General features: G+C 62.8%; 14 protein-coding genes. 3 read left to right on the forward strand and 11 right to left on the reverse strand.

The annotated features are described in order from the left end of the window. Positions 1–45: 45 nt before the first annotated feature. The 6 genes from ACYP01_RS01200 to cycA form a co-directional block, all read right to left on the reverse strand. Positions 46–939, reverse strand: coding sequence for a universal stress protein (locus tag ACYP01_RS01200; RefSeq protein ID WP_003946389.1), 894 nt, complete (start codon positions 937–939; stop codon positions 46–48). Between the two features lie 358 nt (positions 940–1,297). Continuing rightward, positions 1,298–2,338, reverse strand: coding sequence for an LLM class F420-dependent oxidoreductase (locus ACYP01_RS01205; protein WP_007727670.1), 1,041 nt, complete (start codon positions 2,336–2,338; stop codon positions 1,298–1,300). A 176-nt stretch (positions 2,339–2,514) separates the two neighbouring features. Next, positions 2,515–3,408: a universal stress protein gene (locus ACYP01_RS01210; RefSeq protein WP_007727672.1), complete on the reverse strand. Its 894-nt coding sequence runs from the start codon at positions 3,406–3,408 to the stop codon at positions 2,515–2,517. Positions 3,409–3,549: 141 nt separating this feature from the next. After that, a complete protein-coding gene (locus tag ACYP01_RS01215) occupies positions 3,550–5,055 on the reverse strand; it encodes a glutamate-cysteine ligase family protein (RefSeq protein ID WP_050654664.1) in 1,506 nt (501 codons plus the stop codon). Between the two features lie 125 nt (positions 5,056–5,180). Continuing rightward, positions 5,181–5,951: a M23 family metallopeptidase gene (locus ACYP01_RS01220; RefSeq protein WP_003946431.1), complete on the reverse strand. Its 771-nt coding sequence runs from the start codon at positions 5,949–5,951 to the stop codon at positions 5,181–5,183. A gap of 122 nt (positions 5,952–6,073) precedes the next feature. Next, positions 6,074–7,537: a D-serine/D-alanine/glycine transporter gene (gene cycA / locus ACYP01_RS01225; protein ID WP_030534902.1), complete on the reverse strand. Its 1,464-nt coding sequence runs from the start codon at positions 7,535–7,537 to the stop codon at positions 6,074–6,076. 142 nt (positions 7,538–7,679) lie between these two features. Between cycA and ACYP01_RS01230 the strand changes: the two genes are divergently transcribed. After that, the gene (locus ACYP01_RS01230; protein ID WP_007727677.1) at positions 7,680–8,396 is read left to right on the forward strand and encodes an HAD family hydrolase; all 717 of its coding nucleotides are present in this window, start codon (positions 7,680–7,682) and stop codon (positions 8,394–8,396) included. A gap of 7 nt (positions 8,397–8,403) precedes the next feature. Here the strand turns inward: ACYP01_RS01230 and xylB are convergent, their stop codons facing one another. The 3 genes from xylB to ACYP01_RS01245 all read right to left on the reverse strand — a co-directional run bounded on the left by xylB (position 8,404) and on the right by ACYP01_RS01245 (position 10,443). Beyond that, complete coding sequence (gene xylB / locus ACYP01_RS01235; protein WP_003946372.1) at positions 8,404–9,801, reverse strand: xylulokinase; 1,398 nt, start codon at positions 9,799–9,801, stop codon at positions 8,404–8,406. Positions 9,802–9,825: 24 nt separating this feature from the next. Then, entirely contained in the window at positions 9,826–10,143 is a 318-nt protein-coding gene (locus ACYP01_RS01240; RefSeq protein WP_003946343.1) for a WhiB family transcriptional regulator, read from the reverse strand. A 69-nt stretch (positions 10,144–10,212) separates the two neighbouring features. Next, positions 10,213–10,443: a DUF3263 domain-containing protein gene (locus ACYP01_RS01245; RefSeq protein WP_459678276.1), complete on the reverse strand. Its 231-nt coding sequence runs from the start codon at positions 10,441–10,443 to the stop codon at positions 10,213–10,215. Between the two features lie 194 nt (positions 10,444–10,637). Between ACYP01_RS01245 and ACYP01_RS01250 the strand changes: the two genes are divergently transcribed. Continuing rightward, on the forward strand, positions 10,638–11,825 hold the full coding sequence (locus ACYP01_RS01250) for an ROK family protein (protein ID WP_459678278.1): 1,188 nt from the start codon (positions 10,638–10,640) through the stop codon (positions 11,823–11,825). A gap of 267 nt (positions 11,826–12,092) precedes the next feature. Beyond that, positions 12,093–13,394, forward strand: coding sequence for an MFS transporter (locus tag ACYP01_RS01255; RefSeq protein ID WP_099698277.1), 1,302 nt, complete (start codon positions 12,093–12,095; stop codon positions 13,392–13,394). 46 nt (positions 13,395–13,440) lie between these two features. Here ACYP01_RS01255 and ACYP01_RS01260 read toward each other — a convergent pair whose 3' ends face one another. Then, positions 13,441–14,241: a crotonase/enoyl-CoA hydratase family protein gene (locus ACYP01_RS01260; protein ID WP_459678281.1), complete on the reverse strand. Its 801-nt coding sequence runs from the start codon at positions 14,239–14,241 to the stop codon at positions 13,441–13,443. A gap of 65 nt (positions 14,242–14,306) precedes the next feature. After that, positions 14,307–15,287, reverse strand: a complete 981-nt coding sequence (locus ACYP01_RS01265) for an LLM class F420-dependent oxidoreductase (protein ID WP_459678283.1) — start codon at positions 15,285–15,287, stop codon at positions 14,307–14,309. Positions 15,288–15,291: the final 4 nt, after the last annotated feature.

The following is a 15,291-nucleotide window of genomic DNA, read 5'->3' on the forward strand; positions in this document are numbered from 1 at the left end:
CGGTACCGGAGACGGTGGACTCAGAACTCATGGAATGCATTCTCTTCACTTGTTGACGTGCCGGACGATGAGAACCGGGCAATCCGCGGTGTGCAGGAGCGCCCGACTGGTCGATCCGAGGAGCATCCCTGCGAATCCGCCGCGCCCGCGACTGCCGACGACTATCAACTGCGCCGTCTCCGCGTATTCGCTCAGGACTCGGACCGGACGGTCACGCGCGACGACTCTTTCGACGACGACGTCCGGGTAACGCTCGGTGAATCCGGCCAATTGCTCGGCGAGGACAACTTCCTCACCCGTCTGGATGCTGCTCCACAGGGGGTCGTCGGGGGTGGCGCCCAACGAGGGCTGCACACTCACGTCGCTCCACACGTTGACGGCAATCAAGGTGGCGCCCCGCGCGGAGGCCTGCTCGAAAGCGTGCTCGACTGCCTCGATGCTGCTTTCGGATCCATCGACACCGACGACGACGGGGCCCTCGGTCGGCGGCCGACCGTCGAGCGTCCGTCCTCGGACAACTGCAACCGGAGATTCGCCGTGCGAGACAACCGAGACCGTCGCAGAACCGACGACCAATCCGGTGAATTCGCCGTGCCCGCGAGGGCCGAGCGCAATGATGTACGCGCCCTTGGACAATTCGATCAGGCGATCGGAGACGCTGCCGTCGAGTAGTTCGGTGACGATCTCGAGGTCGTCGTCGATGCTTTGCCGCGCGAGAATCTGTGCGCTGTCCAGACGAGCGGTGGCAGTGCGCCGCAGTTCGTCCTTGAAGCTCTCGGCGAGGTAAGGCTCGGAGTAGTAGAAGGCTGGGATGTGCACCACCGTCGCGATGTGGAGCGGTCGACCGAGCGCCACCGCGGTCCTCGCCGCCCAGACGACAGCCGACGACGCCGATTCCGAACCGTCTACCGCTACGACGACGGGTTTGGTTGCACTCATGTTCGTCCCTCCACAATCGACCACAGAATCTCTTCGCCCTCACACTATTGCCCAATGACGGCAAAAAGGATTCATCAGCCGACGCGAGTCCCGAATCGGACATTGGGTGTTCGGGTGGACTGCGGCAACGGCCCCGCCAACATCCCTTTCGGGCGTCAACGAGGCCACCGGTGCCGGATTCGCACGCAAACCCTGGCTACTCGATCCACGTTAGGTGAAGAACCCGACCGGTCAGAAGTGAAAAAAGTCCTGTCAACAAGCGCCCAAAATCGGGTTTCGTACGCAGGAGATCCTGAACCACTCGCTCTGCTGTGCGCCTTTATTAACCGCCGGCGGTTAATAAAGGCGCACAGCGGGGTCAGTCACAAATCTTGCGGAACTTCTCGATCAGCTGCACTCGGCCGTTGCGGTCGGCCGCCAACGGCGTGACGTTGAGCGTCGTGACACCGGCTTCGGCGAAGGCCGCGACGCGTTCCTTGACGTAGCTCTCGGGACCGATCAACGACACTGCGCGAACCAGTTCGTCCGGCACTGCTGCTGCGGCTTCGTCCTTCTTGCCCGCGAGGTAGAGATCCTGGATCTTCTCGGCGGCCTCTTCGTAGCCGTAGCGCACCGCGAGATCGTTGTAGAAGTTCTTGCCCTTGGCGCCCATGCCACCGATGTAGAGCGCAAGGCTCGGGCGTACCCAGTCGAGCATGTGGTCGACGTCGTCACCGATGGCCAGTGCCGGCGACGCGTACACCTGAAGCTCACCGAGGCTCGGATCGCGCTTGGCCTTGCCCTTGGCGATCGGCTCACCCCACACGCTTGCTGCCTTCTCCGGATGGAAGAAGATAGGTTCCCAGCCTTCGGCGATTTCCGCCGTCAGCTCGACGTTCTTGGGTCCGAGCGAAGCGATCAGGATCGGGATGCGCTCACGCACAGGATGATTGATCAGCTTGAGCGGCTTTCCGAGTCCGGTGCCCTTCTCGGCGGGGAGGGGAACCTGGTAGTACTTGCCCTGGTACTCGACCTTCTCGCGGCGCCATACCTGACGGCAGATCTCGACGACCTCACGTGTGCGTCCCAGCGGAGCGTCGTACTTGACGCCGTGGAACCCCTCGATCACCTGCGGTCCGGAAGCGCCCAGTCCCATCACGAAGCGACCGTTGGAGACGAAGTCCAGGCCAGCCGCCGTCATGGCGGTCAACGAAGGGGTACGGGTGTAGATCTGAAAGATTCCCGAAGCGAGTTCGATGGTCGACGTCTTGGCCGCCAGGTAACCGAGCTGGCTGACGGCGTCGAAGGAATACGCCTCCGGGACGAAGGCGATGTCGAGGCCCGCCTTCTCCAGGTCACCGACCTCTTCGACGGTTTCAGCGAACCCGCCGCTGTAGTTCAAACCCATACCGATACGCACGTTGTAACCCCAATCCTGACGATTGCTGCCGTGTGCGACGCGCACACGAGCAGTGGTACTCCCATCGAACACTTACTCACATCGAACACTACGGAACCTGAGTCCGCATTCATGTGACTACCCCGTTCATATTCGATGACCGAAATGAACGGGGTAGTGGGAGAGCCTGTCGAGGGTCAGGATTCTTCGGGGCGAACCACCATGACGGGGCACTTGGCCGAAGCGATCAGGGTGTTGCTGGTCGAGCCGAGCAACATGCCGCGGAATCCACCACGGCCACGGCTGCCGACTACGACGAGCTGCGCTTTTGCCGACCAGTCCAACAGCCGTCCGCGTGGGTTGTCGAGGTATACCTCGCGCCGGACCTTCACGTCCGGGTATTGCTCGGACCATCCGGCCAAGCTCTCGCTGAGTACCGCGTGCTCTTCCTCTTCGAGAGACTGCGGGGCAAGCGCAGCGGCCCTCGGGTCTTCGAATGCCGCACTGCCGAGGTCACTCCACACGTGCAACGCCACCAACTCGACTCCGCGGAACGACGCTTCCTCGAAAGCCGCACCGACGGCCTGGGCGCTCAACGCGCTGCCGTCGACGCCGACCACTACGGGTCCTTCCGAGGGCACCGCACCATCGCGGTCCCGAACGACGATGACCGGACACTTGCCGTGACTGGCCACACCGACCGCGGTATTGCCGAGGACTGCTGTCGCCGCCTTGCCTGACGCCGACGCTCCGACGACTACCCGCCTGGCTTGTGCCGAACTCTCGATCAGCCACTGAGTTGCGCTGCCGATGGCGATTTCGGTGTGAACTTCGAGTTTCGGATCGATCTCACGGGCGAACTGTTCCGCCTCCGCCAAGATCGCTTTTCCGGCCTCTTCGACCCATTCGTACACCCCACCCGCGTCGACGTACGGTCCGCCGAAACCGTAAGGCGCGAAGTCGAGAGCGTGGATGATGTCGAGTCGCAATTCGCGCTGGGCGGCGATTTTCGCGGCCTCGCGGAGCGCTGTGGACGCAGTGTCCGAACCCTCGACTCCGACAACAACACTGTTATGTTCGCGTGAACTCATGTGCCCACCTTCCTGAAGAAGTAACCGAGCCACTTTCACTCTAACCATCCCACTTGTCCGGCTTTTTTGGGGTCGCCCCCTCTTCATTTCGGGGACTTAGGTCCCCGAAACTGTTGACGGATAGGAGAATTAGCAGAGCAATCAAGACCAGGTGTGAACAGGATCTCCCGTCCGCATGTTCTCCACGTAACCGCGGAGCATTCCGGTGAGCGCAGTCGAGCGGTCCGCGCCCGAGGCCTCCGCGTGCGCCACTTGCTCGCGTTGCCAGGCGGCACCGGTCTGCCGATTCATGCACCGCCCTTCGATCACGCCGAGGTACCGATCGCGGGCCGCGGCGGACAATCCGAAGTCGGCCAAACCCTCGTCCGCCAACGGCAGCAGCCTTCGCAGGACCAACTCGTCGGCACCGACCCAACCGATCTCCGGCCAGTACAGGGTGGCGTCGAGTCCGTACTTGGCGCCGATGTGCAGGTTCTCTTCTGCCGCATGGAACGACATGTGCGACCACAGTGGCCGCTCCGCGTTCACCAATGCGCGGACGGTTCCGTAGTAGAAGGCCGCATTGGCCATGATGTCGACGACGGTCGGCCCGGCCGGCAACACCCGATTCTCGATACGCAAGTGCGGCTTGCCATCCGAGCAGTCGTAGACGGGCCGATTCCAGCGATAGACCGTGCCGTTGTGCATCTGAAGCTCGCTCAACTCCGGAACCCCGCCCGCCGCGAGCACTTCCAGCGGATCGGTGTCCGAGACATCAGGGAGCAGCGCCGGGAAGTACCGTGAATTCTCCTCGAACAGGTCGAGAACCGAATGGATCCACCGCTCACCGAACCACACTCGCGGTCGCACACCTTGGTTCTTGAGCTCGAAAGTTCGGGTGTCCGTTGCCTGTTCGAAGATCGGAATGCGCGATTCGTGCCAAAGTGCCTTGCCTGCCAGGAAAGGAGAATTGGCAGCAAGCGCCACCTGCACTCCGGCCAGACACTGCGCGGCATTCCAGTGCGCTGCGAATTCTTCCGGCGCGACGCGCAGGTGCAACTGCATGGACGTACATGCCGCCTCCGGCACCACCGAATTGGTGTCGGCCCGAAGGATTTCCACGTCGCCGCCGGGTAGCGCGACACCTTCGACGTCGAGTTCGATGTCCTCTCCTCGCGCGGCAAAAATTTGCTCGTTGAGCAATTCGTAGCGCGGGTTGGCGGTGATCCACTCACGATCGAGATGCTCGAGCTGCAGTGTCGGCAGCATCCCGATCATCACCATCTCGGCGTCGTGCGCGTGGATTCGCGCGTCCGCGACGTCGAGGGACGCCCGCAGTTTCTTCTCCAATTCGAAAGTCGCATCACCGGTGAGTGGGCCGGGCTCGACGTTCATCTCGACGTTGAACTGTCCGAGCTCGGTTTGGAAAACCGCAGAGTCGTCGATGGATTCGAGCACTTCACGGTTGGACATCGCGGGCGTCATGTCGCCGGTCACGAGGTTGAACTCGATCTCCATGCCCAACAGCGGAGCGGGCTTGTCGACGGCGTCTCGGAAGTCACCACCGTCGAGCATCTGCTTCATGGCGTCGACGCACGAGCGCACCTTCTTACGAAAGAGCCTACGGTCGGCTCTGGTGAATTCTCGCGCCGTGACCTCTGCACCCATTGCGCATTCCCCCTTCGACGATCAACGTCACTGAAGGCTATCCGTCCGGTGTCACCGACAAACGAGAACTGCGGTGGCACCGGGAAGAATTTCCCGACGCCACCGCAGTTCTCCGAAAGTTTCTTCTACGAGTTGTCGACCCAGGTGACAGCTACGCCGCGAGCCTGCAGCCACGCTGCGGGATCGACCTTTGCGCCGTTCTCGGCAACCTCGAAGTGCAGGTGCGGGCCGGTGGACTGGCCACGGTTACCCACGGTGGCGATCTGCTGGCCGGCGTTGACGCGCTGGCCGACGTTGACCTGGTAGTCGTTGACGTGGCCGTACGTGGTGACCGTACCGTCGTCGTGCTGGACGCGGACCCAGAGGCCGAAACCTGACGCCGGGCCGGCGTCGATGACCTGGCCGTCGGCTGCAGCCAGAATCGGCGTACCGATCGGAGCCGCGATGTCGAGGCCGCCGTGGTGTGCTCCCCAGCGCGAACCGAAGGTGGAGGTCAGCGTTCCGGACACCGGCTGCACGGTACGAGCTGAGGTGCCGGGGTTGATCCCAGCGAGGAACTGCTGTGCCTGCGTGTTGAGGTCGGCAGCAAAATCGGGAAGCTCGGGGATGTCGAGAGCCGGAAGTGCCGCCAATTCAGCCGGAACGACAACGCCCTCGGGGAGCAGACCCTGCGGGATTTCGATGCCGGCGATGGTCTGTGTTGCCGGCGCCGCAGCAGCGGTTCCTGCACCCATCTGGCCTGCACCGACGAGGAGCGCACCGGTAGCCGCAGCTACGACACCTGCCTTGACACCGGCACCAGGGCCAGCCGACGGGGTGCGGTGGCGGCCGCTTGCTGCCTCGGGATCGATCTCGAAGACAACATCGTCATTGCCCGTGCGGTGGTGGTTTCCCACAGTGTGTACTCCGTCAGTCGTCGGCGTGCAGCGTCCTTCTGATGAAGCCCGCTCCTCTGTCTGCCGAAGAATGTAACAGTTTGATCAAGGCGGCCGCCACCGTTACCCGATCTTGACCAAAACTATTTCTCGCCGTTCTGTCGGCTGGCGTCCAGTTCTGACTTGAATGCGTCGTATCGTGCCCGGTGAGCGGGTCGACGCCGGATGATCGCCCACGCGATGCCCAGAACCACGAACCAGATCGGCGTGACGAGAAGTGCCTGCAGGGTGTCGTCCTTGGTTGTCAGTGCCCAGAGAATGAAGACGAAGAACGCGAGCACGACCCAGCACATCACGATGCCGCCGGGCATCTTGAACTTCGACGCCTCGTGCAGGTGCGGACGACGCTTCCGGTACACCATGTAGCTCGCCAGGATGATCGTCCACACGAACATGAACAGCAGCGCCGAAATGGTCGTGACGACGGTGAAGGCCTCGATCACGGAATCGCCCGAGAACAGCAGGATCAACGACGCCAGCAGGAAGATGCACGAGAACATCAGGGCGTTCGCGGGGACCTTGCGTGAGTTCAGCTTGCCGAGGGCCCTCGGTGCGTCGCCTTCCTGCGCAAGGCCGAACACCATGCGCGAGGTGGAGTAGATACCCGAGTTGGCCGAAGATGCAGCGGAGGTCAGCACGACGAAGTTGATGACAGAAGCAGCGATGCCGAGGCCGGCGAGTGTGAACATGGCGACGAACGGACTCTTGTCTGCGCTGATTTCACGCCACGGAGTCACCGCGATGATCACGGTCAGTGCAACGACGTAGAACAGCAGGACACGAATGGGGATGGAGTTGATGGCCTTCGGCAGGTTCTTCTCCGGGTCCTTCGCCTCGGCTGCCGTCGTACCGACGAGCTCGATACCCACGAAGGCGAACACGGCGATCTGGAAGCCGGCGACGAAGCCCATGAATCCGGTCGGGAACATCCCGCCGTCGTTCCAGAGGTTGTCGATACCGGAGGTGGCACCGTTCGGCGCAGTGAACCCGGAGACGACCATGACGATGCCGACGACGATCAGGCTGACGATGGCGATGATCTTGATCAGCGCGAACCAGAACTCGGTTTCACCGAAGGCGCGAACGGTCGGGAGATTGAGGAGCAACAGCGCCGCGATCGTCAGCAAAGCAGGAATCCACGCCGCGAGCCCTGGCCACCAGTACTTGAAGTACCCGGAAATCGCGATGACGTCCGCGATGCCGGTGACGATCCAGCAGAACCAGTAGGTCCAGCCGGTGAAGAATCCCGCCCAGGGGCCCAGCAGATCCGCGGCGAAGTCGGAGAACGACTTGTACGCCATGTTCGAGAGCAGCAGCTCCCCCATCGCCCGCATGACGAAGAACAGCATGAATCCGATGATCATGTACACGAAGATCACGGAGGGCCCGGCGAGCGAGATCGTCTTGCCCGATCCCATGAACAGTCCGGTGCCGATGGCACCACCGATGGCGATCAGCTGGATATGCCGGTTGGACAGCTGACGTGAGAGGTGGGGGTCTTCGCCGGACGGCTTCGTCAGGTCTGGTGTATTCGCGTGGTCGGACACGGAGGATCCCCCTCGTCATACGGTTCATCCGGGGCATCGAAATCGTGCCCGTCGGGGGAACCTCGGAAAATGTGCTCTCTCAAAGTACGCGTGCACTGGCTCACATCACGCATCGGAAAGCGGACGCCGATAACCTGTCGAGGTGAACACTGACAGCACGGCCCATCAAGACGGACATATCGCCGCGACGCTGTTCGATTTCTCCGGAACCCTCTTCCGTTTGGAGGAGAGCGACGATTGGACCGAGCACCTCGTCGATCACCAAGGCGATCCGCTCGACGTGCACGCTCAAGCCGAGCTGATGCGTCGGATGACCGCGCCGGTGGGCAGAACCGTGGAGATGGACGAAGCGGGGATCTACGCGTGGGAGAACCGCGACCGGGATCCGAAGTTGCATCGTCAGGCTTACCTCGACGTGTTGAGTAAGTCCGGGGTGCCCGATCCGGTTCGGGCCGAAGCCTTCTACGCCCTGCTGGTCGATCCGGATCAGTGGTCGCCGTACCCGGATACCGGCGAGGTCCTGAAGTCACTGTCGGAGAAGGGCATACGCACTGCCGTCTTGAGCAACATCGCCTTCGACATCCGTCCGGCGTTCGCCGACCGCGGCTGGGACGTCTGGGTCGACGAGTTCGTCCTCTCGTTCGAGGTAGGTGCAGTCAAGCCCGAACCGGCGATCTTCGAGTACGCCCTCGCACAACTCGATGTGGATGCGGCGCAGACCCTGATGGTCGGTGACAGCGACATCGCCGACGGCGCTGCCCGTGACGTCGGTTGCCAGTTCGCACTCGTCGATCCCCTGCCGACGACCGAACGCCCGCACGCGCTACTCGACGCAGTGCGGAAGTTCGGGCTTCTGTAGGGAGCGCTCAGACACCTTCGGTGAGTTCGCGCAACGACGCGTAGCGCTCGCGCACGTGGGGAGCTGGTTCGGCGTCGAATCGTCGCTCTTCCGGTTTCGGCCACACCGGCGGCTGCGTGTCCCCGGACAGTGCCCATGCTGCTTGCCTGCATGCCCCTTCGGCGACGTACTCACCCGGAGCAGGGATCACGACCGGCACTCCGAGAATTGCCGGCGCGATCTCACAGAGAGCGCGCGACTTCGCTCCGCCTCCGACGAGGAGAACTCGCTTCACCTCGACGCCTTGACGAACCAGGTCGTCGACGCCGTCGGCCAAGCCGCACAGGAGCCCTTCGATTGCGGCTCGTGCAAAGTGCGCAGGCGTCGAGTTCTGCAGCCGGAATCCGTGCATGGCCCCCGTGGCGTCAGGGCGGTTGGGCGTCCGTTCACCCTCGAAGTACGGAATCATGACCAGCCCGTCGTTTCCGAGGGGCGCCGTCAACGCCAACCGCGACAGTTCGGCGTGATCGACACCGAGAATGGACGCCGACGCATCAAGAATGCGCGCGCCGTTGAGAGTGCACACCAGCGGCAAGTGCAGGCCGGTTGCGTCCGCGAATCCTGCCACGTTCCCGCCGGGATCGTGCGTGGGGGTGGCCGATACAGCCGAGACGACGCCGGATGTTCCGATCGAGAGGATCACGTCACCGGGAACTGCCCCCAAACCCAGTGCGGCTGCGGCATTGTCACCGGTGCCAGGCCCGACAATACCTCCGGAACGTGTACTTCCGATCTTTTCGTTCGGCGATGCAACTCGGGGAACATGCGGGGTTCGACCGCGAAATGCCAACGCCAGCAGATCTTTACGATATTCGCGCGTCGAGGCAGCATAATAGCCGGTTCCACTGGCGTCGCCCGCGTCGGTGGCAAGCTCCTCGATCGAGCCGGACCCACCCAACTTCCAGGACAACCAGTCATGCGGAAGACACACCGCGGCAGTGCGATCGGCGTTGCCGGGTTCGTGATCTGCCAGCCATCGAAGCTTGCTTGCCGTGACCGCGGCGACCGGAACTACACCAACTGCGTCGGCCCACGCCTTGGGTCCGCCGAGCTCTTCGACCAGATCGGTCGCAGCCTTCGCCGACCGAGTGTCGTTCCACAGCAACGCCGGTCTGACGACCTCGCCGCCACTGTCCAGACACACCATGCCGTGCTGTTGAGCTCCGACCGATACGGCTGCGACGTCGCCGAGCCCACCCGCTGCGGCGATTGCACTGTCCATCGCCTCGAGCCAGCATGCCGGATCTATCTCGGTACCGACGGGATGCGCCGCCCGCCCTTCTCGTACCAGCTCTCCCGAATCGGCATCACGGACAATGACTTTGCACGACTGGGTAGACGAATCGATACCGGCTACGAGGGTCACACTGGCGTCCTTTCCGAAGGACCGTCAGCTCGCGTTGGCGACCGCGGGCATCCGGTTGCTGCGCTTACGCAGCGATCGCACATATTCTGCGCGCTCGGTCTCCGTCATTCCACCCCAGATGCCGTACGGCTCGTGGACGGAGAGTGCGTGTTCGCGGCACTGCTGGAGTACAGGGCACGTCGCGCAGACCTTCTTGGCGTTGCGTTCACGGTTCTCGCGGGCGTGTCCACGCTCGCCGTCCGGATGGAAGTACACCGCGGAATCGTGCCCGCGGCACGCTCCCTGCAGCTGCCAGTCCCACACTTCGGCGGTCGGGTACGGCATCGGAAGGTGCTTGTGCATGATGGCGACCTCAATTCCTTACTCGGGTGACATGGATTCGGGTGACTCTGGGCTGACGCCGGGTCGGACTTATCGACGCCTGGCCGATTGGCCGAGTCGATGTGCACAGACCGTTGCGAGTTCGCCGGTGACCGGCGGAGCCAGCGCTACGACGCCGTCGTCGAGAATTGCCTGCAGCCTGCGGAAATACTCGTCCGGGGCGAGGCCGAAGGTTACGAAGATCTCTTCGTCAGGTCCACCGTCGAACTGCTGCCACTTACGTGCGAACTCGACGATCTCTTGTGTATCGGTGCGGCTCATCAGGTTCTCCCCTGTTTGTGCGCCCTGCTTCACAGAAACTGCGACTCGTCTCCTCGGACGCCCGTGGCAGTGAGTCAAGACACAGACTATGCCTACTTCTGCTTTTTCACAAGACCTACTTACGTCTTTTTGTGGACAAAGTATGCGAACTTTCGCACGCTGAAGTTACCGACGAGGAATGCTTGAATAGGACAATGACCCGACCGTCCACGACTCCGGCTACCGCGGGAGAGGTATTCACGCTGATACGCAGCGGTTCCGCGACCACGCGCAGCGAGATCGGGAAGCTCACCGGCCTGTCCAGGACGGCGGTATCGGCCAGGGTTGCAGCACTTCAATCGCTTGGTTTGATCGCCGATGACGACGAGGGCCCGTCGACGGGCGGCCGGCCGCCGTCCACTCTCACCTTCGCGAACTCGTCCGGCGTGGTTCTCGTCGTGGCAATCGGTCGATCGCGGGCACAACTTGCCGTCACCGACCTGGCGGGCACGATCCTCGCGGCAGAAGACATCGACAAGTCGGTCGGGGTCGGCCCCGACGAACTGATGCCCGAAATTGCCGAGCATCTTTCGTCACTACTGGCCCAGGTCCACCGCGCGTCTACCGAGGTCATCGGAATCGGACTGAGCATTCCCGGAACGGTCGACGTCGCCGCGGGAGCAAGCCTCGACTCTCCGATGATGGCGGGGTGGGACGGAGTCGCGCTTGCCCCCTATCTGGCATCGGTGACCACGGCTCCGCTGTTCGCGGACAACGATGCCAACGTGATGGCTCTGGCCGAATTGAGCGAGCGACGCGAGAGTGCGCCCAACCTCCTGATGATCAAGGCGTCAACCGGCCTCGGCGCAGGAATCGTCATGGGCGGAGTCCTCCAACGCGGTTCACTCGGAGCGTCCGGCGAGATCGGGCATACCAAAACCGCTGCAGCGCGGGGCATGAAGTGTCGCTGCGGCGACGTCGGCTGCGTCGAAACTGTCGCCAGCGGTTGGGCTCTCGTGCACGCCCTCCGAGATCAGGGCCGAAGCGTCGGTCACGTGCGTGATGTCGTCCGCCTCGCCCTGGACGGCGACAGCGAAGCCCGCCGGCTCATCAGAAGCAGCGGCCGACTGATCGGCGACGTCATTTCCGGCGCGGTCAATCTCCTCAATCCCGAGGTCCTGATCATCGGCGGCGACATGGCCGAGGCGGACGAACTCTTCCTCGCCGGGCTTCGGGAGTCCGTCTACGGCAACGCAACGGCGCTTGCCACCCGAAAGCTTCAGATCGCTTCGGTCAGCCACGGCGCACAATCCGGCATCCTCGGTTGTGCGGTTCTCGTCCTCGACCATCTGCTCAGCGCCAGGGAAATCGATCTGCGGATCGCGGCGTCACTCCACCCGTGAGTCGCTGACTTCTCGCACGCTCCGCATCAAACAATCAGACTTTTCCGGCATCGCTTGTGTTGACGCTCACACTTCTGCATAATTCATTACCTACCGATCATTCGGTTGCCGAAATCGACGATGAGATCGCGCAGGAACGCTCCGAGTCAGCCAAAAGCATGCACCGAGCACACCGGCAACGTCGCAGATCGAACAGCGTTTCTCCCCTGTTCCGACTTCGCAGTTTCACCGTGTCGGTGAACCACGTGACTGGCAGAAAGTAGCTCGATGACCACAACCAGAACTGGCACCAAGCCCGCCGCGAAGGAATACGACCGCGCCGCGATGGCGTCGATGGTCGGCACCACCGTCGAGTGGTACGACTTCTTCATCTACGCCCAAGCTGCAGCCCTGATCTTTGCCGACCTGTTCTTCAAGCCGATGGGCTCGGCCGGCCAGATCGTCTCCTACGTCACGGTCGGCATCAGCTTTGTCTTCCGTCCTCTCGGTGCCATCGTGGCCGGCTATCTCGGCGACAGGCTCGGCCGCAAACGTGTCCTGGTCGCGACGTTGGCGATGATGGGTGCCGCGACGGTTCTCATCGGCGTGCTGCCGACGTATGCATCGATCGGAATCTGGGCACCGATCCTGTTGATCCTGCTTCGCGTCGTCCAAGGATTCTCGACGGGCGGCGAATGGGGCGGGGCCGCTCTTCTTGCCGTCGAACACGCACCCACCAAGCGTCGAGGGTTCTTCGGAGCGTTCGTGCAGATGGGAGTACCGCTCGGAATGTTGCTCGCCACCGGCGTTTTGGCACTGTGCACATTCACCCTCACGGACGAACAGTTCACCACCTGGGGATGGCGAGTGCCGTTCCTGCTCAGCGTCGTGTTGATCGGCGTCGGCTTCTACATTCGAAGCAAGGTCAGCGAGTCACCCGTATTCGCCGAACTCAAGGAACGCCGCACCGAGAGCAACACGCCTATCCGAACTCTGTTCAAGAAACACCCGAAGCAGGTCGTACTCGCGGCGCTGTCCTTCATCGGCACAAACGGCAACGGCTACATGGTGATCGGCGGATTCATCGTCGCGTACGCAACCAAGACCTATGGCCTGGGTAAGACCGAACTACTGATTGCCACGCTCGCAAGTGCCGTCACGTGGGGCGTTTTCACCATGATCGGCGCCTACTGGTCGGATCGACGCGGCCGCACCACGGTGATGAACGTGGGCAACCTCGCAATGGTCCTCTTCGCGGTGCCGTTCTTCCTCCTCGTCGACACCGGGAATCTCGGCTGGATCTACGTGGCGATGATCCTGTTCTCGGTCGGACTCGGGCTGTCGTACGGACCTCAACCCGCATTGTTCGCCGAACTGTTCCCGGCTTCGATCCGTTACAGCGGTGCGTCGATCTCCTACGCGGTAGGCACCATCTTCGGCGGCGCCTTTGCTCCCACCGTCGCACAGTGGCTCCTCGGCAAGACCGGTGGCACCCTTGCCATCTCGATCTATCTCGCCCTGTTGGCCGCAGTGTCGTTTGTCGCGACGATGCTCATCAAGGACCGATCTGGCCGCGACCTGATGGTGTGATCGACCTCGATGTGGACGCCCCGCGGCGTCGCGACGCCGGAGTTCGTCAGCCGAACTTTCGAAAGGCGAACTCCGGCAACTTCTTCGCGGCATTGGCGGTGCGTACGATCTTGTGGTTCTTGCCTCGCATCAGCGCCAACTGAATCCGCGACTCGATCCAGAACGCACCGCGAGGCGAGCGGTTCCAGGTCTTGTGCAGCAAGGTCTTCGTTGCTGCGACGGCATCCGGCGAGCGAGTCGTGATCTGCGACAACAGTTCCTGTGCCGGTTTGATCGGATCGTCGCTGACTCCGCTCACGAATCCCCACTCGAGAGCCTGATTTCCGTCGAACAGTTCAGCAGTCATGGCAAGGCGCTTCACGACGTCCATCGTCGCGAGTTCGCGCATCGTGACCGTTCCGGTCATATCGGGGATCAATCCCCACTTCGCCTCCATCACCGAGAACGTGCAATCGGGCGTGGAGAATCGAAAGTCTGCGGCGAGCGCCAATTGCAGTCCACCACCGAAGCAGTGCCCGTGAATGACCGCGATGACCGGAACGGGCAATTCGCGCCACACCCAGCACGCGCGTTGAAAGAGGTTGGTCTTCTGACCGGGAAACTTCGCGAAGGCCTTCGCCATGCGCCTCGGTTGCTTACCCGCAGAGGCGAAGTCCAACCCGGCCGAGAACGCGTCACCCGCGCCTTGAAGAATCACGCCCCGGATCGAACGATCAGCTTCGATAGTTCGAGCGGCGTCCACCAGGGCGTCGAGCATGTCCAGATCGAGACCGTTGAGTTTCTCCGGTCGGCTGAGCGTCACGTACGCCACCGACTGCACTACCTCGACACGAACGCGATCACTCACGGCTACTCCTTCGGTTAGACGGACCCCCGACGAACTTACCTGAGAGTAAGTTCGTCGGGGGTCCGTCATGCCATCTCCGCAAGAAGTTCCATGGTCACTTTGCCGGCAGGATCCGAATCAGTGGATGAAGGCACGGCCACGACGGAGTCCACTCCCGCCGCTCGGTACGCCTCGAGTTGCTCGCGGGCATCGGCCGGAGTCCCGACGATTCCCACCGTTGCCACCATCGCGTCCGAGACCTGGCTCAAGAGCTCGCGCGGCGCGGCCCCGGCCCTGGCTGCCTCGATCACATCAGCGAAGCCCGCGCGGACGAACATGTCCGAGTACCCCGGAGCAGCCAGATACGGTACGAGCCCGCGTCGAAGTTGATCGATCGACACCTGTGACGGTCCATTCTCGGCGACGGCAGCCGGTGCCCACACCGACACGAAAGGCATGCCGGTTTCCAACTCGGCAGCGATTTCCTTGCACCGTGTGATCAGGCGCCCCGCTTGCTCCGGGCTGACCAGATTGAGCACCAGTTCGTCGCCCAACTCCACCGCGGCCCGAAGCGCCTTGTCCCCGAATGCCGCAACGATCAGCCGGCCGCCCGGCGGTTGAAGTCGCAGCCGGTATCCACTGGTCCGCATCACCGTGCCGGCGACTTCACCCCGCTCGCCGTTCATGAGCGCTCGCACACCGCGGGCGGACTCCGCGAGCGCCCGAGCTGCCCCGGACCTGCTTCGTCCATGCCATTTTTCGACCACGACAGTGCTGGACGTACCCAAGGCGATCGACACGTGGCGCCCGGTGAGATCGGCCACCGACGCCGCCCCGATCGCGATCATCGCCGGATCACGAACCGTCACCGCGAGTGGGCCGACCACCAGTTCGGAGTACTCGAAGCCGACGCCGACCGACGTCGCCAGAGCAAAGGCGTCGTACGTCGCCATCTCCCCCACCCACACTCGGCCGAACCCGAGTTTGTCGGCGAGGCGCGCGGTAGTGGTCACCTCCCGCGGCGGACGGTCCTGCCACAACCCCAGGGAGATGTCGATGGTCGGCAAACCT

It is taken from the genome of Rhodococcus sp. no. 34 (genome assembly GCF_054589475.1).